Origin of the sequence: Arthrobacter ruber (assembly GCF_002954225.1) — a bacterium.
GTDB lineage: Bacteria > Actinomycetota > Actinomycetes > Actinomycetales > Micrococcaceae > Arthrobacter_D > Arthrobacter_D ruber.
This window is the reverse complement of the sequence record NZ_PPTH01000016.1, coordinates 155530-179506: the sequence shown is the minus strand read 5'-3', so window position 1 is coordinate 179506 and position 23977 is coordinate 155530. Positions and strand designations below refer to the sequence as shown.

The 23977-nt window shown below is 67.1% G+C and carries 26 protein-coding genes; 15 read left to right on the top strand and 11 right to left on the bottom strand.

Features of this window, described 5'->3' with window-relative positions:
* The first annotated feature begins 74 nt into the window (after positions 1-74).
* On the top strand, positions 75-737 hold the full coding sequence (locus CI785_RS09425) for a pyridoxine/pyridoxamine 5'-phosphate oxidase (protein WP_105031833.1): 663 nt from the start codon (positions 75-77) through the stop codon (positions 735-737).
* A gap of 21 nt (positions 738-758) precedes the next feature.
* On the opposite strand, the gene CI785_RS09420 is transcribed toward CI785_RS09425, so the two are convergent.
* Genes CI785_RS09420 through CI785_RS09410 form a run of 3 tightly spaced genes read right to left on the bottom strand, consistent with a single transcriptional unit; the run spans position 759 to position 3505 of the window.
* Positions 759-1817, bottom strand: a complete 1059-nt coding sequence (locus CI785_RS09420) for a zinc-binding metallopeptidase family protein (RefSeq protein WP_105031832.1) — start codon at positions 1815-1817, stop codon at positions 759-761.
* Positions 1818-1851: 34 nt separating this feature from the next.
* The gene (locus CI785_RS09415) at positions 1852-2628 is read right to left on the bottom strand and encodes a sulfite exporter TauE/SafE family protein (RefSeq protein ID WP_240615109.1); all 777 of its coding nucleotides are present in this window, start codon (positions 2626-2628) and stop codon (positions 1852-1854) included.
* Between the two features lie 49 nt (positions 2629-2677).
* Positions 2678-3505: an aldo/keto reductase gene (locus CI785_RS09410; protein WP_105032142.1), complete on the bottom strand. Its 828-nt coding sequence runs from the start codon at positions 3503-3505 to the stop codon at positions 2678-2680.
* Positions 3506-3649: 144 nt separating this feature from the next.
* Between CI785_RS09410 and CI785_RS09405 the strand changes: the two genes are divergently transcribed.
* Positions 3650-4564, top strand: coding sequence for an alpha/beta hydrolase (locus tag CI785_RS09405; RefSeq protein ID WP_240615108.1), 915 nt, complete (start codon positions 3650-3652; stop codon positions 4562-4564).
* Positions 4565-4758: 194 nt separating this feature from the next.
* Positions 4759-5391 carry a GNAT family N-acetyltransferase gene (locus CI785_RS09400; protein ID WP_157940220.1) on the top strand — a complete coding sequence of 211 codons (633 nt, stop codon included), beginning with the start codon at positions 4759-4761 and terminating at the stop codon, positions 5389-5391.
* Between the two features lie 130 nt (positions 5392-5521).
* On the opposite strand, the gene CI785_RS09395 is transcribed toward CI785_RS09400, so the two are convergent.
* Complete coding sequence (locus CI785_RS09395) at positions 5522-6523, bottom strand: NADP-dependent oxidoreductase (protein ID WP_105031830.1); 1002 nt, start codon at positions 6521-6523, stop codon at positions 5522-5524.
* A 112-nt stretch (positions 6524-6635) separates the two neighbouring features.
* Here CI785_RS09395 and CI785_RS09390 point away from each other — a divergent pair, with 112 nt between their 5' ends.
* Both CI785_RS09390 and CI785_RS09385 read left to right on the top strand, forming a co-directional pair.
* A complete protein-coding gene (locus CI785_RS09390) occupies positions 6636-7178 on the top strand; it encodes an acyl-CoA thioesterase (RefSeq protein WP_105031829.1) in 543 nt (180 codons plus the stop codon).
* Between the two features lie 187 nt (positions 7179-7365).
* Complete coding sequence (locus tag CI785_RS09385; protein WP_105031828.1) at positions 7366-7581, top strand: transcriptional regulator; 216 nt, start codon at positions 7366-7368, stop codon at positions 7579-7581.
* 98 nt (positions 7582-7679) lie between these two features.
* On the opposite strand, the gene CI785_RS09380 is transcribed toward CI785_RS09385, so the two are convergent.
* On the bottom strand, positions 7680-9008 hold the full coding sequence (locus tag CI785_RS09380) for an APC family permease (RefSeq protein WP_105031827.1): 1329 nt from the start codon (positions 9006-9008) through the stop codon (positions 7680-7682).
* Positions 9009-9186: 178 nt separating this feature from the next.
* On the opposite strand from CI785_RS09380, the gene CI785_RS09375 reads away from it, so the two are divergent.
* On the top strand, positions 9187-10575 hold the full coding sequence (locus tag CI785_RS09375) for an OFA family MFS transporter (protein WP_105031826.1): 1389 nt from the start codon (positions 9187-9189) through the stop codon (positions 10573-10575).
* Position 10576: 1 nt separating this feature from the next.
* On the top strand, positions 10577-10681 hold the full coding sequence (locus CI785_RS17750; RefSeq protein ID WP_420808225.1) for an MFS transporter small subunit: 105 nt from the start codon (positions 10577-10579) through the stop codon (positions 10679-10681).
* Between the two features lie 178 nt (positions 10682-10859).
* Here the strand turns inward: CI785_RS17750 and CI785_RS09370 are convergent, their stop codons facing one another.
* On the bottom strand, positions 10860-11141 hold the full coding sequence (locus CI785_RS09370) for a helix-turn-helix domain-containing protein (RefSeq protein ID WP_240615107.1): 282 nt from the start codon (positions 11139-11141) through the stop codon (positions 10860-10862).
* Between CI785_RS09370 and CI785_RS17080 the strand changes: the two genes are divergently transcribed.
* Positions 11089-11511 carry a DUF2000 family protein gene (locus CI785_RS17080; protein WP_240615106.1) on the top strand — a complete coding sequence of 141 codons (423 nt, stop codon included), beginning with the start codon at positions 11089-11091 and terminating at the stop codon, positions 11509-11511. The two genes, CI785_RS09370 and CI785_RS17080, sit on opposite strands and share 53 nt — an antisense overlap.
* Here the strand turns inward: CI785_RS17080 and CI785_RS09360 are convergent.
* On the bottom strand, positions 11392-11886 hold the full coding sequence (locus CI785_RS09360; RefSeq protein ID WP_105031825.1) for a MarR family winged helix-turn-helix transcriptional regulator: 495 nt from the start codon (positions 11884-11886) through the stop codon (positions 11392-11394). The two genes, CI785_RS17080 and CI785_RS09360, sit on opposite strands and share 120 nt — an antisense overlap.
* 91 nt (positions 11887-11977) lie before the next feature.
* Here CI785_RS09360 and CI785_RS09355 point away from each other — a divergent pair, with 91 nt between their 5' ends.
* From CI785_RS09355 to CI785_RS09340, 4 genes are all read left to right on the top strand, one after another.
* Complete coding sequence (locus tag CI785_RS09355) at positions 11978-12910, top strand: NADP-dependent oxidoreductase (RefSeq protein ID WP_105031824.1); 933 nt, start codon at positions 11978-11980, stop codon at positions 12908-12910.
* 153 nt (positions 12911-13063) lie between these two features.
* The gene (gene gdhA / locus CI785_RS09350) at positions 13064-14404 is read left to right on the top strand and encodes an NADP-specific glutamate dehydrogenase (RefSeq protein WP_105032140.1); all 1341 of its coding nucleotides are present in this window, start codon (positions 13064-13066) and stop codon (positions 14402-14404) included.
* 180 nt (positions 14405-14584) lie between these two features.
* Positions 14585-15037, top strand: coding sequence for a DUF7793 family protein (locus tag CI785_RS09345; RefSeq protein ID WP_105031823.1), 453 nt, complete (start codon positions 14585-14587; stop codon positions 15035-15037).
* A 352-nt stretch (positions 15038-15389) separates the two neighbouring features.
* Entirely contained in the window at positions 15390-15986 is a 597-nt protein-coding gene (locus CI785_RS09340) for a TetR/AcrR family transcriptional regulator (protein WP_105031822.1), read from the top strand.
* A 61-nt stretch (positions 15987-16047) separates the two neighbouring features.
* Here CI785_RS09340 and CI785_RS09335 read toward each other — a convergent pair whose 3' ends face one another.
* Both CI785_RS09335 and CI785_RS09330 read right to left on the bottom strand, forming a co-directional pair.
* Positions 16048-17694 (bottom strand): alpha/beta fold hydrolase, encoded by a 1647-nt coding sequence (locus CI785_RS09335; RefSeq protein WP_276308022.1) that lies wholly within the window; start codon positions 17692-17694, stop codon positions 16048-16050.
* Between the two features lie 86 nt (positions 17695-17780).
* On the bottom strand, positions 17781-18077 hold the full coding sequence (locus tag CI785_RS09330) for a hypothetical protein (RefSeq protein WP_105031820.1): 297 nt from the start codon (positions 18075-18077) through the stop codon (positions 17781-17783).
* 784 nt (positions 18078-18861) lie between these two features.
* Between CI785_RS09330 and CI785_RS09325 the strand changes: the two genes are divergently transcribed.
* Positions 18862-19731 carry a GAF domain-containing protein gene (locus CI785_RS09325; RefSeq protein ID WP_157940218.1) on the top strand — a complete coding sequence of 290 codons (870 nt, stop codon included), beginning with the start codon at positions 18862-18864 and terminating at the stop codon, positions 19729-19731.
* Positions 19732-19785: 54 nt separating this feature from the next.
* On the opposite strand, the gene CI785_RS09320 is transcribed toward CI785_RS09325, so the two are convergent.
* The gene (locus CI785_RS09320) at positions 19786-20499 is read right to left on the bottom strand and encodes a GAF and ANTAR domain-containing protein (protein WP_105031818.1); all 714 of its coding nucleotides are present in this window, start codon (positions 20497-20499) and stop codon (positions 19786-19788) included.
* Positions 20500-20834: 335 nt separating this feature from the next.
* Between CI785_RS09320 and CI785_RS09315 the strand changes: the two genes are divergently transcribed.
* Positions 20835-21587 (top strand): ANTAR domain-containing protein, encoded by a 753-nt coding sequence (locus CI785_RS09315; RefSeq protein ID WP_157940217.1) that lies wholly within the window; start codon positions 20835-20837, stop codon positions 21585-21587.
* A gap of 34 nt (positions 21588-21621) precedes the next feature.
* Here CI785_RS09315 and CI785_RS09310 read toward each other — a convergent pair whose 3' ends face one another.
* Positions 21622-22413, bottom strand: coding sequence for a ZIP family metal transporter (locus CI785_RS09310; protein ID WP_105031816.1), 792 nt, complete (start codon positions 22411-22413; stop codon positions 21622-21624).
* Between the two features lie 260 nt (positions 22414-22673).
* On the opposite strand from CI785_RS09310, the gene CI785_RS09305 reads away from it, so the two are divergent.
* Complete coding sequence (locus CI785_RS09305; RefSeq protein WP_420808224.1) at positions 22674-23891, top strand: beta-ketoacyl-[acyl-carrier-protein] synthase family protein; 1218 nt, start codon at positions 22674-22676, stop codon at positions 23889-23891.
* The last annotated feature ends 86 nt before the right edge of the window (positions 23892-23977 follow it).

The following is a 23977-nucleotide window of genomic DNA, read 5'->3' as shown; positions in this document are numbered from 1 at the left end:
GGTTTGCCTCGATCAGCACCCTTGTGCCTGCCCCGGGCCTGCCCGGATGCCCGTCGGCGGACTAGGCTGGCGGCATGAGCGAGCCTGGCCTGATCCGCGATCTCGTCCGCGGTGTCCCCGTCTTCCCCGACGAGATGCCGCCCTTCGATCCGTCGACTGCGCCGGACTCGCCGATCGACCTGTTCGTCGAATGGCTGGCCCGCGCCGTGGAGGACGGCGTCGCGGCACCGCACGCCGTGAACCTCGCGACCGTGGGCGACGACGGCTTCCCGGATGCGCGCGTGGTGATCCTCAAGGACGTCACCGCGACAGGGTGGGAGGTGGCCTCCAGCAAGGACAGCCCCAAGGGCCGGCAGCTGACGGCCAACCCCTCGGCAGCACTCACCTTCTTCTGGCCGGCGGCGGGCCGCCAGGTGAGGATTCGTGGGTCCGTCTCGACCGGCACCACCGAGGAGAACGACGCCGACTTCCAGCGCCGGCACCCGGTGGCCCGAGCCCTCGTGCTGGCCGGCTCCCAGAGCTCCGTGCTCCGCAGCCGGGGCGAGCTCGACGCCGCGGTCGGGAAGCAGGTGGAGCGCATCGAGGCGACGGACGGACTCGCCTCGACGACGTGGACCGTCTTCACGGTGGCACCGGATGCCGTCGAGTTCTGGCAGGCCGACCAGGAGCGGCGCCACACCCGCCTGCTGTACACCCGGTTCGGCGAGGGCTGGCGTCGGGAGATGCTCTGGCCCTAGGCCCGGCCGTCCGGGCCGTTCCTATGCCGCGGTCGTGGCCGCGTCATCCGTCGTGGACGCGTCGGGCTCCGTCACGGCGACCGGTTCGCCGACCCGCACGCGCAGCTTGTGCACGAAGTCGAGCTTGTCGATGACGGTCGGGGGCAGCACGAACGGGTACAGGTCGTTGGCGCCCATGCTGCGGTTGACCTGGTTGAGCGCCACGGAGAGCGGGATCCACGTCCTGCGGACCACGTCGCCGAAGTCCTCCGAGCTGTCGGGTCCGGGGCCCTCGGCGAGCCCGTACTGCAGGGCCGTGTCCACCGTGTCGCAGATGTGCAGGTAGTGCGCGAACGTCTCGGCGAAGTCCTCGTAGGGGTGCATGGTGGCGTACGTCGAGATGTGCTCCCGCACCCAGTCCTCGGGAGCGCCCTCCGCGTAGTGCCGCGTCAGGGCGTCCTTGTAGCTGGCGCGGTCGTCGCCGAAGACGGCGCGGGCACGGTCGGTCAGGTCCGGATCGGAGAAGACGAGCGTCCCCTCGAAGTAGTGGCCGGTCTCGTGGCGGAAGTGCCCCAGCATGGTGCGGTAGGGCTCCTCGAGCTTCGCCCGCATCTTCTCGCGGTGGGAGTCCACGGTCTCCGCGAGGTCGATGGTGATCAGGCCGTTCTGGTGACCGATCACCACCTTCTCCTCGACGCTGGAGAGCAGGTCGAAGGCGAGCCCCCGCTCCGGGTTCTGCACGCGGTCCTCGATCGGCAGGCCGAGCACGTCCAGCTCGTAGATGAGGTGGCGTTTGGACCGCTCGGCGTCGAGGAACTGCGCGAGCCCGGTGGTGTCGTGGTCGTCCGGGCGGCTACGGGTCAGGTTGCAGCTGAAGCACTCATCGCCCTCCTCGCGGACCAGCCAGGTGCAGCCGGAGAGCGCGAGGTTGACGCAGCGGCGCAGCACCTGGCCCTCGCGGTCGCGGTACACGCCGTCGTCGTCGAGCGGCGCGATGACGCGCTCGCCGCGGTGGAAGCCGAGCTGCGCACCGCAGGCGAGGCAGCGCGAGTTCTCGAAGAACAGTGGTGCCGAGCAGACGGCGCAGGTGAAGCGTTGCATGGGGGTCCTGGTTCCGGGTGTGTGGTGAAGGGGGTCAGCTGAAGAAGACGATGCGGATCAGGGCCGCGGTGCCGATGACGAGGATGGTGGCGCGCAGCGCAGGAGGGGAGAGCAGGCGGCCCACCCGGGCACCGAGGAAACCGCCGAGCGTCGCACCGATGGCGATGATGAGCACCAGCGCCCAGTTGATGGAGCTCCAGGCGAAGACCATGAACGTGACGGCCGCGACGGCGTTGACGGCGGTGGTCAGGACGTTCTTGATCGCGTTGATCCGCTGGAGGCTCTCGATGGTGACCATGCTCATCAGTCCCACGATCAGGATGCCCTGAGCGGCCCCGAAATAGCCGCCGTAGACCCCGAGGACGCCGATGCCGGCCAGCAGGAGCAGCGAACGACGCCGGGACGGCGCGGTATCAGGGACGGCGTCACCGGCCTTCGCGGCAGCAGCGCGCTGCACGCGGGGTGCCAGCGCCACCATGGCGAGACCGATGATGATGAGGATCGGCACGATCGCCTGGAACGCTGCCGCCGGCAGCACGAGCAGCAGCAGTGCCCCGCCCAGCCCGCCGAGCACCGACAGGGGCAGCAGCTTCAGGAGGAGCCGTTTGTTGGCGGCGATCTCGCGGCGGTAGCCCCAGGATCCGGACAGCCCGCCACCCACGAGGCCGATGTTGTTGGAGATGTTCGCGACGATCGGCGGGTAACCGAACAGGAGGAGGGTGGGGAAGGTCACGAGCGTTCCGGAGCCCACCACGACATTGATCATCCCTGCCCAGAAACCGGCGGCGAGGATCACGGCGATCTCGAGCAAGCGTGGAACGTCCTCTCGGGTGGGCTGAGCAGTCAGGGGCCGGGACCGGTCAGTGGCCGAAGTTGTCCGAGTCCACGATCTCCGCGCGCCCGACGTGGAGGGTATAGAGGCGCGCGAGCTCCTCGCCCGAGAGCTCGAAGCCGAAGATGTCGAGGTTCTGCGCGAGCCGCTGCGGATCGGAGGACTTCGGGATGGCCACCATGCCCTGCTGCACGTGCCAGCGCAGCACCACCTGGGCCGGCGTGCGGCCGTGCGCCGCAGCGATCGCGACCAGCGCGGGCTCGTCCAGGAGTCCTCCGCCCTGGCCCAGGGGGCTCCAGGATTCCGTCACGATGCCGTGCTGGTTGTGGAAGGCGCGCTCCTCGATGCGGGGCCGCTGCGGGTCGAGCTGGATCTGGTTCACGTCCGGGACGATCCCGGCGTCGATGACCTGCTGGAGGTGAGCCGGTTTGTAGTTGGAGGTGCCCACCGCGCGGACGAGCCCCTGCTCCAGGAGCGCGGCGATGCCCTGAACCGCCTCGACCTGGCGACCCTGGCCGGGGTTGGGCCAGTGGACGAGCAGCAGGTCGATGTAGTCGAGCCCCAGCAGGCGCGTGCTCGCCTCGAAGGCGCGCCGCACGCCGTCGCGGCTGTGGTGCTCCCGGTTGAACTTGGTGGTGACGAACAGCTCCTCGCGCGGGACGCCGGAACGGCGGATCCCCTCGCCCACGCCCTTCTCGTTGCGGTAGTTCTCCGCGGTGTCGATCAGCCGGTAGCCGGTCCGGATCGCCAGGTCCACGGTGTCGGCGGCCTCGTCGTCGTTCAGCGGCCAGGTCCCGAGGCCGAGGAGGGGGAGGTCGGCGCCGCTGCGCAGTCGGACTGTGGGGGCGGGTGCCATGGGGAACTCCTGCTCGGGACGGTGGTGTCCGTACCACCCTTCCGGGTCGGCGGGCGCTCCGTCAAACGGTCCGGCACCCGGTGTCTCCATCGTAGAGATATCCTTGGGCGGTCACGAGGGCGCGGAGCGCCGGAGAGAGGCCCCATGCTGCATCGCGTTCCCGCCATCTGTGCGGCCCTTGCGCTCATCATCACCCCGGTGTGGCTCTTCGCCACGAACCCGGCGGTGGCGAGATCCCATCCGCTGTTGCCCTCGCTCCTCCTCGCGGCGCTCGTCATCGGACTCGCCGTCGCGGTGCTGACGGTCCGCGCCGGACGGCGGCGGAGGGGACCGCAGGGAAGGCGAGGGAGCCCGGTGCCGGCGGGGATCGGAGCCCTCGTGGCGATCGGACTGATGGCGGCGCTCGCGTGGCTCGAGCCCTTCGCGCTGACGGACGAACAGGGTGGTGCTGCCGGTGTCTCCCTGGTGAACGTCGATCTCATCGAGGACGCGACGTCCATCACGCTGGCGCCGACCGGAGGGGCCACCCGCGGTCTCGTGTTCTATCCCGGGGCGCGCGTCGAGGCTCTCGCGTACGTGCCCCTCCTGTCCAGGGTGGCGCAGGAGGGCACCGTCGTCGTGGTGCTCAAGGAACCACTCGGGATCTCGCTCCTCCAACCGGGGCAGGCGCGCTCTGCCCTCGAGGCGCATCCCGGGATCGGCAGATGGGTGGCGGGCGGGCACTCCCTCGGCGGCGTCGCGGCCTCCGCGTTCGCATCGGGGAACGACGCCGTCCACGGGTTGCTGCTCTGGGCGTCCTATCCGCTCGACGACCTGTCCGCCAGTGGCCTGGACGTCCTGTCCGTCAGTGGTTCGCAGGACCGCCTGACCACCCCGGCCGATGTCGGCGCCTCGAGGAATTCGCTGCCCGCCGGCGCCCGCTTCACCGAGATCAGCGGGGCCGTGCATGCCTTCTTCGGCGATTACGGGGACCAGCCGGGCGACGGCGTGGCCAGGACGGACCGGCGCGATGCACAGGACGGGATCGTCGAGGCGACGAACGAGTTCCTCGCCCACTAGCCGACCGGTCGCCGCCGCGACGGACTCACGCGCGTCGCACCGATGCATCCTCAAGATCTGCTCAAGAGCCCCGCACTACCCATGGAACGCCGGCGGGGATATGGTATGAGTAATTTCCCATTCGGAAAGAATGCGCCTATAGTTTCGGGCAGGGCCTAGCAGCGGGCCATCGAACCACCATCGTGGAGCTGACCATGGAAACATCCTCTTTCGCCGATTACCGTACTCAGGCCGCACCCCTTGCCGAGCCGGAGCAGTCGGTATGGGGTGCGGCTCCCCGCATCTCGCCTGCACCCCTTCCGCGCACCGAGGACGCCGAATTCCCCGAGGATCTGACGGTCGTCTCCACGCGCCAGTTGCGGGTGCTGTGCAACCAGACCTACCGCCTGCTCGACCGCGACTTCCCGCCGATGGAGGCGGTACACCGCTACGAGCTGCTGGTCGAGGAGATTGAGCGGCGCGAGGTGCAGGCCGAGGCCCGCACCGTGCCGGTGAGGACCCGCAGCGGTTTCCGCGACAACTCCCTCTTCGCGCGCTTCGAGCTCTTCAGTGACGGCACCATGGTGGGCCACGTGAAGTACGAGATGAAGGGTCCGCACGCGGTCCTGATCCAGGCCGTCGTCGACCCCCGCTTCGACGCCGTCGACGTGGAGCCGGCCCTCATCCGTCAGGTGCTCCTCAACGCCCACCGGCGTCGTATCGCGGTGGTCCCCTACTGCCCGCGGGTGCGTGAGTTCCTCACCGAGTTCCCCCAGTACCGCGCTCTCCTACCGGTCGACCAGCGCAAACGGCTCGAAGCGACACTGCGCGCGGCGGGCGACGACTGACAGCACCGGCGGGACGGGAAGGGACTGCACACCCGATGAGGTGGTGCAGGGACGGCCCGAGCAGTGCGCTCCGCCGTGGGTCCTGCCCTGCCGGGCGGTGCAGCGACCCCGATCCTCCTGGCCCGGCCGGTCAGACGCGGACGAGCATCTTGCCCGTGTTGGCGCCGTCCATCATGTCCAGGAAGGCGCCGACGGCGTTCCCGATCCCGTCCACGACGGTTTCGTCGAACACCACGCTGCCGTCCGCGAGCCATCCGGTCATCTTCCCGGCGAACTCCGCCTGGAGGTCCTGGTGCTGCCCCACGATGAAGCCCTCCAGCTTCAGCGAGTTCTTGACCAGATTGGCCATGTTGTCCGGCCCCGGCGTGCGTTCGGTGTTGTTGTACTGGGAGATCGCGCCGCACAGTGCGGCCCGGCCCCCGCGCTTGAGGCGGTCCAGGGCTGCCTCCAGATGGTCCCCGCCCACGTTGTCGAAGTAGACGTCGATACCCTCGGGTGTGAGGTCCCGCAACTGCCTCCGCACGGGGGCGTCCTTGTAGTTGAAGGCGTCGTCGTACCCGTACTTCTCCTTCAGGAGGGCCACCTTCGCGGCGGAGCCCGCCGAGCCGATGACGCGCGAGGCGCCGAGCTTGCGGGCCACCTGCCCGGCGATGGAGCCGACGGCGCCGGCGGCTCCTGAGATGAAGACGGCGTCGCCCTCCCTGAGGCCGGCAACCCGCTTCAGGCCCGCATAGGCGGTGAGTCCGGTCATGCCGGCAGCACCGAGGAACACGGACAGGGGCAGCTCCGACTGCGGAAGGGGGGAGAAGTGGGCGGCAGGGCCCTGGGCGAGATCACGCCAGCCGTAGCTGGAGAGGACCGCGCTGCCGACGGGCAGGGCGTCGGACGCCGACTCCACGACCCTGCCCACCGCGCCGCCCGTCATGGTCTCGTCCAGGCCGAAGGGCGGGATGTAGGACTTCGATTCGCTCATGCGGCCGCGCATGTACGGGTCCACGGACACGAACTCGTTGCGGACGAGCACCTCGTCCGGGCCGAGGGCGGGTAGCTCGATCTGCACCGTGGCGAAGTCCTCCGGCGTCGGGGCGCCGACGGGGCGGGAGGTGAGCTGGATCTGGGTACTGACGGTCATGACTGCTCCTCGGATCGAATGGCTTCCTGCAGGCGGAAACCGGGTATCCGGAGGAATTATTCCGCTTATTCGCTTCCCCGGCCACCAGGTTACCGGCGGGTAGCATTCGATCATGCACCTGATCCTCCGCACGATCCTGCAGCTGTTCACCTCCGGCAGGCGCTCGGCGCTCAGTATCTGGGGTGCCGGCAGCGTGACCCTGCGTGTACTCCTCACGGACATCGACATCGCGATGCACATGAACAACGGCATGTACTTCTCCGTGTTCGATCTCGGACGCTTCGACCTCATGGTGCGCAGCGGCGTCTGGCGGCAGATGCGCGCCCGAGGGTGGAGCCCGGTCGCGGCGGGGGAGACCATCAGCTTCCGCAAGTCGCTGCGACTCGGCCAGCGGTACTCGATCGAGACCCGGATCATCGGTCTCGACGAGCGCGCCATCTACTTCGAGCAGCGCGCCGTGGCCGGCGGCGAGATCTATGCCCGGGCCGTGATCGCCACGCGGCTCGTCTCGCGCACCGGTCCCGTCAGCAACGAGGAGATCGTCGCGGCCTTCGGTGCGCCGCCCGCGGATCTGGTCCTGCCCGAGTGGATCCATGAATGGCGCCTCAACAACACCCTGCCCAGTACGCGCAGGCCGGCGCCGCACGCCTGGTGAGTGTGCACGGTCTTCTCGCCTTCGGTCACGCGAGGGCGAAGGGGAATGCACGATCAACCTCGTGCTCCTTCGGACTCCGGCGCCTCCCTGCCTGAGGCGGTCTGCCGTCGGCACCCGACGCTGGACCGAAAATGTCCGTCGACGATCGGTCCTTGTCCCACCCCAGTTCGTCAACTAATGTTGACGCATGGAGGTGGAGCGCATGAAGACACTCGTCGGCTCGATGGATGGGAAGGGCCCTGCGGAGTCCCTGCAGGCGATCGCGGAACTGCACAGGGTGGTGGGGCGGGCGGAGGCCGGTCTCGTCCGGAGCGCGCGTCAGGCCGGACTGTCGTGGGAAGCGATCGCCCAATGCCTGGGAGTGAGCAAGCAGGCGGTGCACCGCAAGTACGGCAAGCGGTAGACGCGCCGGGACGGGCAGGACGAAGGGGGGCGGCTACCGCCGCCCCCCTTCGTCCTGCCCACTGCTGACTTCGCCGTACCCGACGGCCCGGACGTGGCTCAGGAGGAAACGGGTGCCTTGCCGGATCCGCGGACGAGGCGCTGCACCCCGTACAGGACGAACCCCAGTGCCAGGAGGATGCCCGCGCGCAGCCAGATCTCGGCCGACTGCTGCGTCAGGAGCAGGATGCAGGAGGCGATCGCGAGGTACGGGAACACCGCCGGGATGCGGAAGTGCCGGTGGTCCACCTCGTCCTTCCGCAGCACGAGGACGGCGATGTTGGTGCTGAGGAACACGAACAGCAGCAGCAGCACCACGGTCTGCGACAGGGACTCGAGGCCGCCGGTGAGCGTCAGCGCCATGGCCACCAGGGTGGTCACGACGATCGCGACCCACGGGGTGCGGCGCTTGGGGAGCACGCGGTCGAAGATCGACGGGAACAGTCCCTGCTCAGCCATGCCGTAGGTCAGGCGGCTGGACATGATCATGGTCAGCAGGGCGCCGTTGGCGACGGCCACGAGGGCCACCAGGCTGAAGAGCCAGTTCGGGATGCCTGCGCCGGTGGCTGCGACCACGTCGAGCAGGGGCGAGGTGGAGCCGGCGAGCAGATCGGGAGCCAGGGCGGCCGAGGAGGCGAGTCCGATCAGCAGGTACACGACACCGGCTGTCAGCAGGGCACCGAACAGGGCCCGGGGGTAGACGCGGCTGATGTCGCGGACCTCCTCGGCGACGTTCGCCGACACCTCGAACCCCACGAACGAGTAGTAGGCGATCAGGGACGCAGCCAGCACGGCCGAGGCCGCACTCACGCCGGGAGGGAACTCGGTGACGCGCGAGATGTCGCCGTTGCCACCCGCCACGAAGATGCCGACGACCACGATCACCAGGACGAGGCCCGATACCTCGATCACGGTCATGACCATGTTGCTGCGCACCGATTCCTTGATGCCGCGCATGTTGAGCAGGGCCAGCAGGACGAGGAACACGAGGGCGGCGGGCACGGCCGGTACGTCGATGAAGGTGGTGAGGTACCCACCGGCGAAGGCCTGTGCGAGGCCGGCGGCGCTCGTCACGCCGGCCGCGAGCATGCAGAAGCCGACGAGGAACGAGATGAACGGTTTCTTGAAGGCGCGTTCGGCGAAGACGGCGGCCCCACCCGCCTTCGGGTACTTCGTGACGAGTTCGGCGTAGGACCCGGCGGTCAGCAGGGCCAGGGCGAGGGCCACCATGAGGGGTACCCAGATAGCGCCTCCCACCTTCCCGGAGATGACGCCGACGAGGGCGTACACGCCGGCCCCGAGGACGTCCCCGAGGATGAAGAGGTACAGCAGCGGACCCGAGATGCCGCGCTTCAATCGGGTGTCGGGAACCTGCTCAGTGATGGCCATAGGGGTCAGTGTAGGTGAGAGTACTAAGCCGGCTGGCTAGATCCTCCCCGCCCATACCACTCGTCGCACGAGGAGCACCACCGGTCGCGGGTTGTTCCCGTTCCACGTGACGCACAGCATAATTGCCCTCAACAACAAGGGCCGGTGAGCGGCCGCCATGCCGATCGAAAGGCTCTCGATGAGCTGGCTTGACCGCGAGCACAGCATTGCGCCACCGGGGTTCAACCGCTGGCTGATCCCCCCGGCCGCACTGGCCGTGCACCTCTGTATCGGGCAGGCGTACGCCACGAGCGTCTACAAGACCGCCCTGACGGCGCACTTCGACGCGACCCTCACGCAGATCGGCATCATCTTCTCGATCGCGATCGTGATGCTCGGCCTGTCCGCTGCCGTCCTCGGAACCTGGGTGGACCGCAACGGTCCCCGCAAGGCCATGGCGACGTCGGCCGTGTTCTGGACCTCCGGATTCCTGGTGGGAGCGCTCGGCATCTTCACCGACCAGCTCTGGCTCCTCTACCTGGGCTATGGGGTCATCGGCGGGATCGGCCTGGGCATCGGCTACATCTCCCCGGTGTCCACGCTCATCAAATGGTTCCCCGACCGACCCGGCCTCGCCACCGGCATGGCGATCATGGGCTTCGGCGGCGGCGCCCTCATCGCGAGCCCGCTCTCCACGCAGCTGCTGCGCACGTACGACCCGAACTCCGGGGCGGAGGGCTGGGTGGCCAGTGGCGACGCCGTCGGGAAGCTGTTCCTGACCCTCGCCGTCGTCTATCTCGTGTACATGCTGTTCGGCGCGTTCACCATCAAGGTCCCCGCCGACGGCTGGAAGCCCGACGGTTTCGACCCCTCCCAGCTGAAATCCAAGCCGCTCGTCACCACGGACAACGTCTCGGCCGCGAACGCCATCAAGACCCGCCAGTTCTGGCTCGTCTGGATCGTGCTGTTCTGCAATGTGACGGCCGGGATCGGCATCCTCGAGCAGGCCGCCCCGATGATCCAGGACTTCTTCCGCGGCGCGGACGGCACGACGGCGGTCTCCGTCGCCGTCGCCGGAGGGTTCGTGGGCCTGCTCTCGATCGGCAACATGGGCGGACGCTTCGTGTGGTCGACGACGTCGGACATCATCGGTCGCAAGCGGATCTACATGGTCTACCTCGGGGTGGGAGCGGCCCTCTACTCCGTGCTCGCCCTGGCCGGCTCCTCGACCACGTTGCTGTTCGTGGTCCTGGCCTTCGTGATCATCTCCTTCTACGGCGGTGGTTTCGCGACCGTTCCGGCCTACCTGCGGGACCTCTTCGGTACCTACCAGGTCGGCGCGATCCACGGCCGGCTGCTCACCGCGTGGTCGGCGGCCGGCATCGCCGGGCCGCTGATCGTCAATGCGTTCCTCGACTCGCAGGGCACGCCCGGCGAGCTGACCGCGGGTGCCTACCAGCCCGCGCTGCTCACCATGGTGGGCCTGCTGATCATAGGTTTCATCGCGAACCTGCTCATCAAGCCCGTCGATCCCCGCTTCCACGAGCCCGTCGGGGACGCACCCCGAGCATTCGCGAAGGAGGCCTGACATGGCCGGAGCACGTATCGCCGTCGTCTGGGCCCTCGTGGGAGTGCCCCTCGCCTATGGCGTCTTCCAGACCCTCACCCGCGTCGCGGCCCTGTTCGGGGGCTGACCCCGCACTCTGCCCAGCACGTAGGACCGGCACGCAGGACCCTCCGACGGGTCTTCGTGACCGACCTCGTGTGAAGCACCGCAAGGAGGGGGGATGCGGCGAGCCGGTGGCTTCCGGGATCGGTTCGTGGACCCGCTGTTGACGGCATGCCGACCCGCACCACTGCCGCCCGGTCGGATCAGCCGGCGAAGACTCCTGGAGTGGTTCCCAGAACACGCTTGAAGTGCCTCGTGAGATGCGCCTGGTCGTGGAAACCTGCCTCTACTGCAGCCTCGGACGCCGAGCGTTCGTCGAGCAGGAGACGCCGGCCCGGTCCACGCGCCGTCCTGTGACGTAGGCGTACGGGGCGATCCCGTACGCCGCATTCGGCTGCCAGTGCATCACCCGGTGAGGACAGCGCGGCATGGATGCCGGTCACCGCCGTGACGATCCAGGGGCCCGTCACCGTCTGTTGTGCCACGGCGGCCGGGGCGGACCTGCTGGCGGCAGCCCGGGAGCGGGCACTGGGCCGTGGTGTCCCCATCGCCCTGTACACGCGGGAGCTGTTCTCCACCGGTCATGACGAGGCCAACAGGGCTGCGGTGGCAGGGGTACCTGCCCACAGGCTGGACCTTGTCGGGATCGGCCTTCGCGGTCCCCGCGACGTCGTCGACCGCATCGTCAAGGGTGCACGCATGCACGAGCGAGTGTCCCTCGCGGCAGTCGCAGGGTCAGGTCTTCCGTCGGCGCGTCGCCGAGCGCGGTGGGGCCGCTCGGAGGTGTGCACTGACGCGACCGAGGATACGAGCGAGATCACCGGCGTCATCATCGCTGAGAGGTGCGAACAGTAGGTCGTGGACGGCCTCGATATGGCCGGGAAACACCGCCGTGAGGACGTCACGGCCCGCGGCCGTGATGGCGACCACGGTGCTGCGCTCGTCGTCGGGCGAGGGGGAGCGGGTGACCAGACCGCGCTGGTCGAGCAGTTGCGCCTGATAGGTCAGGCCGCTGCGGCTGTACACCACGCCATCGGCGAGGTCGGTCATGCGCATATGGCCGTCGGTGGCGTCACCCAGGCGTGCCAGGAGCTGGAACTGGACGTAGCTCAGGGCGCCGGCGTCGCGGAGCTGCTTCTCGACCGCGGGGCGCAGCAGACTGCTCACCTCCGTGAAGGCGAAGTACGCGCCGAGCTGGGTCGGCGTCAGTGAGGCAGGTGGTTGGCTCATCGTCTAATCATAGGGGTTGCTTCAAATTCGAAGTGGTGTACTGTTCTCGTATCTGCTTCGAACTCGAAGCAATTAACGAGAGGGTCGGATCATGAAGGCGATACAGTTCCAGGAAGTCGGCGGTCCCGAGGTCCTTCGATACCGCGAGATCGTGCAGCCGGTTCCGGCTGCCGGGCAGGTACGGCTGCATGTCGCGGCCTCGGCATTCAATGCGGCCGACAACGGTATGCGAGCCGGGTTCCTCCCGATCCCGATCGAGCTGCCGCACGTGCCGGGCTACGACGTCTCGGGCACCATCGACGCGGTGGGCGAGGGCGTCGACGGGCTCACCGTCGGCGACCCGGTGATCGCCTTCCTGCCCATGGAGCGCGACGGCGGTGCGGCCGAGTACGTGGTCGCTCCTGCGGATGCTGTCGTCGCAGCTCCGACGAGTATTCCGCTGGCGGATGCCGCGGCCCTTCCCTCGGTCGCGTTGACCGCGTGGCAGGCGCTCTTCGACGAGGGTGGGCTCGCGGCGGGCCAGCGTGTGCTGATCATCGGCGCAGGCGGCGTCGTGGGCAAGTACGCCGTCCAGCTCGCCAGGCGGGCCGGTGTGCATGTCATCGCCACGGCCGGTCCGCGCAGCATCGAGGCCGTCCGGGCAGCCGGCGCGGACCAGATCATCGACCACACCGACACGGACCTGCTCGACGCCCTCGACGGGCAGGTCGACGTGCTGCTGAACCTCGCCCCGATCGATCCGGAGCAGTTCACCGCGTACGTCACCGCCGTGCGTGACGGCGGTGTGGTCGTCAGCACCACGGCATTCATGCCCACCCCTGGCGACGACACCCGAGGCGTGCAGGCGAGGACGGTGTTCGTCCTCCGCAATCGTGACCGGCTCGCGCAACTGGTGTCCCTGGTCGACGACGGCGCACTCACCGTGGAGGTGACACGCCGGATCCCGCTCAGGGAACTGCCCACCCTTCACGCCGAAGCAACGGCCGGCCGCCTCTCAGGAAAGGTCGTCGTTATTCCTGCCTGAGCCGGGCAGGGATCGTGAGGGGACCGAGCCGCAGAAGAACAGGGATGCCGCAATCGTTTCCTCCAGAATTCGTCACGTTCGGTCATTGATCCGTCTGGGCCAGACTGGGGAGGTAGATCTCAGGGTTTTCCATTCTCGAGAGCGGTGGGTGTCATGGATTCGGCGTTGTCTGCTGTGCGCGATCAGGTGTTCCGGCGTAACCCTGGCGAGACGGAGTTCCATCAGGCTGTGGTCGAGGTGTTCGACTCCCTGGGGCCGGTGTTGAGGAAACACCCCGAGTTCGTCGACGCGGCGGTATTGGAGCGGTTGTGCGAACCCGAGCGGCAGATCATCTTCAGGGTCCCCTGGGTCGATGATGCCGGGACCGTACAGATCAACCGGGGGTTCCGGGTGGAGTTCAACTCCGCGTTGGGGCCCTTCAAGGGCGGCCTGCGCTTCCACCCGTCCGTGTACCTGGGGATCGTGAAGTTCCTCGGTTTCGAGCAGGTCTTCAAGAACGCGCTCACCGGCATGCCGATCGGCGGTGGGAAGGGTGGCTCGGATTTCGACCCCAAGGGCAAGTCCGACGCGGAGGTCATGCGGTTCTGTCAGTCCTTCATGACGGAGTTGTACCGGCACATCGGTGAGTACACGGATGTGCCGGCGGGCGACATCGGAGTCGGCGGACGGGAGATCGGGTACCTGTTCGGGCAGTACAAGAGGATCACGAACCGGTATGAATCAGGGGTACTGACCGGCAAGGGGATCAGCTGGGGCGGGTCGTTGGTTCGTCCGGAAGCGACAGGTTACGGAGCGGTCCTGTTCGCCCGGGAGATGCTTCGGGCACGGGGGCTCGACTTCGAGGGACAGCGGGTCATCGTGTCGGGGTCGGGCAATGTCGCGGTTCACGCCATCGCGAAGGCAGAGCACTTCGGTGCGACCGTCGTCGCGTGTTCGGATTCCTCCGGCTACGTCGTGGACGAAGCAGGCATCGACGTCGACCTGCTGCGCGACGTGAAGGAGAATGAGCGCGGACGGATCTCCGACTACGCGCAGCGTCGAGGCTCCGGTGCCCATTTCGTGGCGGGAGGGTCGATCTGGGACGTAGGCGCGACCGTCGCCCTGCCCTGTGCCACCCAGAACGAACTCGATGAGGCAGCGGCCGGATCACTCATTCGTTCCGAGGTGCTGGCAGTTGCAGAAGGGGCGAACATGCCATGTACCCCTCAAGCAGTGGAAGCCTTCCAGCAGGCCGGTGTCCTGTTCGGTCCCGGAAAGGCGGCCAACGCCGGTGGTGTTGCAACCTCTGCACTGGAGATGCAGCAGAACGCCAGCCGCGATTCCTGGACCTTCGAGCATACCGAGCAGCGCCTCACCGAGATCATGGTGGGTATCCATGACAGGTGCGCGGCGACCGCGGAGGAGTATGGCCTGCCGGGAGACTACGTCGCGGGCGCCAACATCAGCGGCTTCGTGAAGGTCGCGGACGCCATGCTTGCACTCGGAGTCGTCTGATCATCGGCGGGCGCTCGCGTCCCGGACGTCGCGGCGAGGGTGTCGGGCGGACCGGACGCAGTCGGACGTCGGTAGAATCGGGGATTGGTCCTTCCCAGCTGGTCTCACAGCGCTGATGCGCTGAGTTGGTGTACCGACGCTGCCCCGGCAGTGCTGCGCCCATCCGACCGAGGAAGCCCCGTGATCAAGACCTACACTTTCGACGACCGCTTCGATGTCGTCCGCTTCGCGCGCTGCGCCGTCTCCGTCCGTGCCAGGAAGAACGTCTCCATCTCGAAGATGGATGCGCTCATGATCCTCCGGCGCAGCTTCGAACTGACGGACAACCGGCAGTACGTCGTCCTGCTCGTGGTCGACAACATCATGGACATCACCGCTGACGCCCGCTACGTGTTGTCCTCGTCACGGAACATTCTTGCCGCGGCGATGCTGGGTCAGGGAGCGATGGACGAGGTTCTCGCGGCACCTTACCTGCGTGCCGTGTACCCGGGCGAGTACTTCACGGACGAAGTCATGGCTCTGCGGTGGCTCGCCGTGATGCACGACCTCGTATGCGCGGATCCTGTTCCACACACCCAGAGTCTCACCGTCGACCTCGACCCGTTCCGCCCGAGGAGATCACGAGTGGGCTGAACCGAGGACATAGCGGGCGTGGTTCAGGGCGTTACGCGACGATGCGGTGTGGCGTGGACCCGGCCGGAACCGAGGTGTACTCCCCAACCTCTGCAGCGGGTCATGTGCATTCATCGATACTCCTCGGACACCTGCAGTCTGCACCCGGATGACCGGAACGCCGTGCTGATGGCGTCGTGGTGGTACCAGCTCCCCGAGGGGAACCAGTACCACCACAGCAGGCGGGGGTCTCATGTCCGCTGCCACCTCCTCGATGGGGGGCTCGAGGAGCGTCCCAAGTCTAACCGTACAGACCGGTCTGTCTGCCGCGGGTATGATGGCGGTCGATCCTGATTCCGGCAGAAGAGGGCGAATGTCTCCTGTAAGGGAACTTCCTACGGCGAACGCACGACAGCGGATCCTTGACGCGTCCTACGACCTGTTCGTTGAGCGAGGCGTCCGAGCAGTGGGTGTCAACGAGATCATCCGCACCGCGGGAGTCGCGAAAGCGTCGTTCTACAGCCACTTCCCCTCCAAGAACGACCTCGTCATGGCGTTCCTGAGTCGTCGGCAGGAGCTTTTCACCGTCGGTTATCTCGGCGCCGAAGCCCGGAAGCGGGGGGCTTCTCCACACGACCAGCTCCTGGCGATCTTCGACATCTTCGACGAGTGGTTCCAGGCGGAGGACTTCACCGGCTGCCCCTACATCAGGGCTCTGGTCGAGCTGGGCGCCGATGATGAAGTGGGTCGGGCCAGCGCCGGCTACCTGCGGGACATGCGCGATGAGGTCGAGAGTACTGCCGCAGCGATGGGACTTCTCGACGTGGGTGACTTCGCGGAATGCTGGATGATCCTCCTTCAAGGGTCGGTCGTCGCCGCCATGGGAACCGGCTACACCTCGGCCGCCAGGATCAGGAAACTCGGGCAACTGCTCATCGCAAGCCACACGCCTGGCAAGGCCGCCCACTGACGCACCTGTAAGACTGAACCCTTACAGGTGCCACCCTTGGCATGGGCTGCGTGGTCGGGGCCTATCCGTCGGTGGGGGAGGCGATGTCGCTGACCACCGGTTCGGGGCCCGGCCCGGCCTCGACACGCACGATGTCCCGTGAGCGACGGAGAAAACCTATGACGGTGGCTGCGACGGCTCGGGGAGCGCTGTGGTGAGCAGCGTGAGGCGCCCCGTCGATGGTGGTCGCTTCACCATGCTGGGACTGGTGGGCGAGCCGTTCGGACCAGGCGGTCCCGGCGACGAGGTCGCGTGAACCCCGGAGCACCAGGACCGGTTGGGCTGCAAGTGGTAATCGCTCCTCGAGGGGATAGCTCATGGCCAGTCTCAGTTGAGCGAGATACCAGCGTGGCCCGCACCGCAGGACGTCGAAGAACTGCACCATGCTCAGCAGCGGTTTCTCGAGGAGCGAGTTGATGCTGAGCGTCAGGGCTTGCTGACGGATGGTCCGGCGCTCGACGTCGACGGCGGCGCCGATCAGTACGAGGTGTGACACAAGATCGGGTCGCAGGAGAGCGAGTTCAGTGGCGCTCTGCACACCCATCGAATGCCCCACCACGACGCAGGTTGACGAGCCTGCTTCGTCGAGAAGTTTCCCGATCAGCTCGGCCGTCGCCGTCGTACTGGAGGCGTGTGCCGGTCGTCGCGTCCACCCGTACCCGGGCAGGTCGATGAGATGGACGTCGCCGTAGGCGGCCAGGAGGAAGCCGAGCCGGCGGAAGTAGCGGTGCGACATGCCGATGCCGTGGATGAGCACGAAGACCGGTGCCGGGTCCTCACCGTCCGGACCTGGGCGGCCTTCGGTGCTGCGTCCTATCAGGTAGGAGCGGCATTGCCGGTCCCCGACGGTGATGCTGCGCAGTTCGACGGCCTTCTCCGGAGAGCGCAGGCTCGGGGGATAGGACCTGACCGAGCGGTTCCTGTAGACGGGCTCGCCCCGTGAGGAATCGGGGGCGCTTGGCGCCGGTAGGGTCTGGAGCGGCGGGTGGTTGCGGACGAGATCCAGGACGGCTGTTGCGATGGTGGAAGCACCGCCCCGGTGAGCGGCGTGTGGCTCGCCCGGTATCTCGACGAGGTGACCGTGCCGGGCGTTGCAGCTGAGCTTGTCGCACCAGTCATGACCGGCGATGATGTCGCGCGTACCGCGGACGACCAGGACGGGACAGCTCACCAGCGGCAGCCTGTCGTCAAGGCGGTAGTCCAACATGGCGGGCAGTTCCTGCAGGTACCAGGGAATCCCGCACTGGGCGTAGGCGGTCGCGACCATCAGGTTGGTCACGGGCCGCTCGATCAGCGTGTCCACGGCAAGCATGAGTGTGTGCTTCACGGGCGACCGATGCTCGCTGTCGGTAACAGGGCCGATCAGCACGAGGTGGGACACGAGATCAGGACGGCTGATGGCGAGTTCGGTCGAGAACTGCGCACCCATGGAGTGACCGATCACCACGCACCCCTGTGCGCCCTCCTGATCCAGGGTGTGGGCGATGACGGCAGCATAGTCCGCGACGTCGAGCGGCCGATCGGGCGTGGTTGTTCCGCCGAACCCGGGCAGATCCAGGACGAGGGTGTCCCCGTACTCGATGAGCTTTCGCTCCAGCTTGTCCCAATAGCGGTGGGACATCCCGATACCGTGCACCATCACGAAAAGCGGCCGAACCTGATCCGGCACCGGAGTTCGCCGGGACAGGTGCACCCGAGCCGACAGCGGTTCCCGCCTGGTCGGGACGGTGCTCGTATCGGCTGTCGGTCGATCCGTCACTCCGATGACGCTGGTGGAGGCTGCGGGTGATCCGACACCGTGGTCGGGGAGACATCGTCCACGAAGTCCGCCCGGGGGCGTGGGGGCAGGTCATCGATCAGCTCGTTGAGTGCCACAGCGACCCTGTTCCGTTCGCTCTGGGGCAACAGGTACATGCCGTGCAGGTACGCGTCCAACTCGAGGGGCTCGAGGGCGCCGCCGACACTGTAGTAGTGCAGCCAGAGATCACTGGCCGTCAGGCCTGCCGCATGGGCTGCCCGCCAGGCGCTGCGCTGTTGGGTTTGCTGGGTCATGAAAATGCCTAATCGGGCGTGTGACCGGGAAGTGGAACGTGTCTGTGCTCTTCAAAACACACTGGAGAACCGGACGAGCTCCAGATAGACACCTCGTACGGTCGATTTTACCCTCTGCTTCCACGAGCAATCAGCACTGAGTAGCACTCCCGTAACCGTGCTTTTCGTGCCTTCGGTGCAGCCGGCGGCACCGGAGTGCCCTGTCGCATCGACGAAACGTCCATCCTTCTGGGCATGCTGCGTGATTCAGGACGGGCATGCGTGCACGCGGTGAGGCTCATCACGGGTCGGTGCTCGATTCTCTGACGACCCAGGACCATCAGGGGTCGCTTCAGGGATCCGTGGTGCCGCTCATGGCACGAACCGCGGGTGGCTGACAGGGCCTGCACCTCGCCGACGACGGGCAGCCCATGATCAGGCCGTTCCCCGCTGGAGCTTGAAGCGGGAAGGACTGGAGCGGGGGCAGGAGCCGGTTCCGTCCACTGAACGGCACCGGCTCCTGCCCGAGAGGCTCGAGCGCCGGCCGGCTTCATGACCGACTACTAAGCCTACTGATCAGTTGATCATGAACCAGGAGGGGGAGGTCAAGGTCTGGAGCCCAGATTTCCGGCCTCCTGAGAGGGCGCTCCACTGAAGCTTCAGGTCGTCCGTCGGGCACTGCGGTTCCGCGTGCGTCCGATGTCCGGCGTCGCACCGTTCTGTCAGTGGCAGGAGCTATGGTGGCGGGAAGGGGGTTTCCAACCGGCGGACTCGACCACTGCAGGTGTTCCTGGAAAGCGACATCATGATCAGCCCGAACGTACAACAGTGGACGGCTGTTCAATCGCTCCGGTCCGCGCGTCTCGAAGTGACGTCGGTGTGGTTCACCTATGCGAGTTTCGGGGGCCAACGCGACCTTCCAGAGGTGGTTGCCTACCTTCAAGGCGCAGAACAGCTACCCATCGTGGACCGGGATCTGGTCGCGCACGCTTTGAACGAGATGATCGACGAGTTCAGGCTTCTGGCAGAGGGCGCTCATTACAGTTCTCAGCAGATCGCAGACCGGTCACCATACCGGGACGCACTGCGTGTTCTGGTCCTCGATCCGGACGGGTACAGGTTCGACAGGCCTGCGGTGACGGCGCCCCGAGGAATCTCCTGTGACGGCCTGGACGCGGGTGACGCGGACGAGCGCGCGGCAGAAGCGGAGGACCGGCGGTGCCGTGCCCTGCATGCGACGGGCCTGCTCGACACAGGAGCCGAGGCCCGTTTCGATCGCATCACTCGGCGCACGCGTGAACATTTCGGAGTGAGCTCCGCCTCGATCGCCCTGGTTGCCGAGGACCGGCAGGTCATCAAGTCGGTCGCGGGACCCGTCGGGCAGGACCTCCCGCGCGCAAGCGCCCTGTGCGCTCGAACCATCGAAGCTCCCCGCACCCTGGTCATCATGGATGCCCGCACGGATCCCGAGTTCCGGCACCACCCGCTCGTGGTCGATGGCCCTCACATCCGCTTCTACGCCGGTCACCCGATCACGACCGCTGACGGGTGGCGGATCGGGACGCTGTGCCTCATCGACGAGCAGCCGCGCTACTTCAGTGAGGATGATGCGCGGGACCTCCGACGCATGACCCTGGATGTCCAGATCGAGATCTGGCTGCGCAGCACGCCCTGAGGGCCGGCCGATCCCACGGGGATGATCCCTACGGCCCGGGCGTCATGAAGCCGCTCAGAAGTCGAGGGTGCGGTCGAGGACCTGCGCGGCGGTGTCATGCAGGGTCTGGTTGTGGGACCGGGCGTAGTTGCGTAACCGCCGGAATGCTTCACTCATGTCGACACCAGCGGTATGGGAGATGACGCCCTTGGCCTGCTCGATGGTGATGCGTGAGTTCAGGGCGCGCTGGAGTTGGTCGTTGACGATCCGGCTTTCGCGGAGCGAGCGTTCCTGAAGCAACGCGATGGTCGCCACATCGGTGAGCGCCTGCCCGATCGCGGCGTCTTCCTGACTCAGCGCTCCGCTGGTCCCGCCGAACAGTCCCATCGCGCCGAGCGCACGGCCGTGAAGGCGCATGGGGATGGCGTGGACGGAACGGAAACCCTGATCGAGGGCAGCTCGCTGGAAGGCCGGCCACTGGCCCTTCATCGTTGTGATGTCGTCGACGGTGACCACACCGGCGGTCTTGTAGGCATCGATGCACGGTCCTTCACCGGCCTGCAGTTGCAGGACCTCCACGATCTGGCTTTCCTCGCTCGTGGAGGCCATGACCTGCAGCTCTCCATTCGGGTCCGCCAGCAGCAGCCCTGCCTGGGCAGCGCCCAGCAGGTTGACGGATTGCTCGACGAGAGTGTTGAGCAGTTCCAGGATGTCGTACGGGGCAACGAGGGTGCTGGTGAGCTTGACGAAAGCAGCGCTGATTCTCTCGGGGCGCGTAGTGGTCACCATTTCAGAAGTCTAGGTCAGGCCGTCAGGTGCCGGTGCCGGCCCACTGGGTGGTGTGAAAGTGATGTTCCTATGGATGACCGTCAGAGCCGTCCCCTGCAGGGTCTGCCGTCGGGCGAAAGCATGCAGGGCGTGACCTGGTCTTCCCTCCGGGATGATGAAGCCCTGACCCACGACCTGCGGCCTGTTGCCTCGCATCGATCACACCGGTCGGCGCGGGTGTCGGTCCCGGTGGTGACCTGTGATTTCTTGACAGCCGGCTGGAGAACCAGCGACGCTGAGCTGATTGCCCCAGACCCCGGCAAGAGCCGTAATTGCCATGCCGACCAGGGGGCCCTGTGCCGCAAGTATCCGATGATCCCACCCATGCTCCGCCGCGGCTGTTCCCCGCTGCCAACCAGAATCTGCATCTCCCACCGCTGGTAGGAGGCCTGAGCGATCGGCAAGCGGTCATAGCCGCCATGGTCGCCGGCGGACACAGCTGTCACGACATCGCCGCCGATCTGCTTCTTCCGCTACGCGCCGTTCAAGGGCACCTGTACGAAGCGATCACGACGCTCGGGCTGTCCTCGGTGGCCGAGCTCACCCCTGCTGTCCTGGCAGTGCATTCCATCACCGGTGCGCCGACTGCATCGGTAGGGACCGATCCGGCACCAGCAGGTTCAGCCCATCGACCCGCACCGGATCCGGGAGACGGCCCCGGACCAACGGGACCGTCAGCCGAACCTCTGCTCGGCTCACTACCCGAGCCTTCCCTCTCCGGTTCCCCGGTGAGTTCGGTGGCGGTCCTCATCGCAGAAGAAGCAGCACAGGTCGTCCAGGAACCAGAGCTGGATGCCACGCTCAGTCGCGAACTAGCTGCTACCAGGATGCTGCTGCAACAGAAAGTGGACAAACTGCAGGAGCTCCAGACGGCCCTGAGGAGTCGGGACACCATCGGGCAGGCAAAAGGCATCCTGATGGAACGACACAGGATCAGTGCGCATCGCGCGTTCACGATCTTGCAGGAGGAGAGCTCCCGCAGCAGCACGAAGCTGGTGAACATCGCCGAGGACCTCATCCACGCAGGGGGTGAAGGGGTCGGCGGCTAGTCGGGCCCTGCGGGTCCGGACCTGGCGCAACCGTTCACAGGAGAGACAGGACGAAGGACAGGACGAAGCCTGCGGCGGTGCTCATGGCAACCGCGGGGCCGCCGTGTTCGTAGGCTTCGGGCATGAGGGTGTCGGCCAGGGACGCGATCACAGCGCCGGCAGCGAAGGCCAGGGGCAACGAGATGGCTTCCGGGTCCGCACCGGACAGCGGGCCGGCGCCGATCACGACGGCCAGGACCAGCAGTACCGCGCAAGCGCCCCAGAGACCGAGAATGCGCCCCATCGACCGGCCCTGGGCGCGCATGGACGACGCCCCGACGAGGGCTTCGGGGAGGTTCGACACGAAGATCGCGGCCAGCAGGGCCAGGCCGCCGGTCCCCCCTCCGAGCGCCACGCCCAGCGCCACATTCTCGGGTACACCATCCAGGGTGACAGCGGCCAGGAGGGCGAGACCCGCCGCGCCGCGCGTCGATGCTTTGGAGGATGTCTCCTCGGTCGCCGCGGCATCGGTGTCCAGTTTGGCACTGCCCTGATAGTCGTCCGCCGCTTCCGTGTCGGAACCGGCCTGGGCCCACCGGTCGAGCAGTGCGCTCAGGACCGTGAAGACGAGGGCGCCCGCGAGTAGGCCGAGAGCAGCCCGCCAGATCCCGCCCTGTTCGAAGGCATCCTCGAACAGCTCGAACGCCAGCGCGGTGATGAGTGATCCCGCAGCGAAGGACAGGAGGATCGCCAGCACCCGCTTGGGCAGATTGAACCGGGCCCCGACCACCGCGCCGATGATCAGCGCACTGGAAGCCACCACACCGAACAGCAGCGACATCATCATGGGCTCAGTATAGGAATCAGGACCACGACGTAAAGGAGTCCGTCGACGAGTTCATCAGATGCTCAGCCAGGTCCTCGCGGGACATCCTCGGGGGCTCTACCGGCCGAACCCTTCGGAACCCGATGTACATCGCGTGGCGGAATGACTTTTTCGTGGGTCCGAGTCGGCTTTCGTGAGGTACTTGAATGTACTGCGGTCGCTGTCGGGCAGCGGTGCGAGCGGGCGGGACGCCCGTCGTGGATCAGGAGAAGGACGGGTTGATGATGAATGCGCTCGGCGTGGTTGTGACCGGCATGGGAGCGATGACTCCCCTCGGGGGGACAGTTGCGCGGACCTGGGAGGGTCTTCTCGACGGGCAGTCCGGAATCGAGGTCCTGCACGAGCCGTGGGCGCAGGAGCTGCCGGTTCGGGTCGCCGGGCTCGTCACGGCCGACCCCGCAGCGTCGCTGTCCACCAGGGAGTACCGGAGGATGGATCGCTGCGGGCACCTGTCACTGGTCGCATCGCGCGAGGCATGGGACCAAGCCGGCAGGCCCGCCGTCGAACCTGACAGGCTCGCCGTGGTGATCGGTTCCGGATACGGAGGTCTGGGTACGGTGCTGTCCCAGATCCGGGCCCTGGATGCCGGTGGTTCGCGCCGTGTATCCCCCCACACGCTGACCCAGATGATGGTCAACGGTCCTTCAGCCTGGGTATCGATCGACATCGGCGCGCAGGGAGGTGCGCGGACGCCGGTGAGTGCCTGCGCCTCCGGAGCAGAAGCGATCGCCCAGGGTGTCGAGATGATTCTGTCGGGGGTGGTCGACGTCGTCGTCGCCGGGGGAGTCGACGCCTGCGTCAACGAGCTGGCGATCAGCGGGTTCGCCCAGCTTCGGGCCCTGTCGACGAGCCAGGGGGATCCGGCGGGTGCGTCGCGGCCTTTCGACCGCGACCGGAACGGGTTCGTGATGGCCGAAGGTGCCGGCATCATCGTCCTCGAGCGGGAGGATTTCGCCCGGGCGCGAGGAGCGGGGATCCTCGGTCGGATTGCCGGGGCCGCCGTCACCTCCGACGCCGGGGACATCGTGGCCGCGGACCAGGCCATCCAGCACCGGGTGATGCAGAAGGCCCTCACGGCGGCCGGGCTTGCTGGGTCGGACATCGACTTCGTCCACGCTCACGCCACGTCCACCCCCGTCGGTGACCTTCTCGAGGCCGGCGCGATCACCGAGGTCGTCGGCAACGACGTGCCTGTCACCTCCACCAAGTCCATGACCGGGCACCTGCTGGGAGGAGCCGGAACGCTCGGTGCCATCGCGACCATCGAGGCCCTCCGGACGGGACAACTTCCGGGCACCCTCAACTTCGAGAATCCGGACCCGGACATCCACCTCAATGTCATCAGCACCACGACCGGGTGTGCCGGCTCGAAGGCTGCCATCACCAATGCCTTCGGATTCGGCGGCCACAGCACCGCGCTCGTCGTCACCGCTGCCTGACGGGTCCCTACCGCACTCGTCGTTCTCCCGAGTTCTTCCAGTAGAGTGGATGGCATTATGGACGACCCCCCATCACATAGACCCGT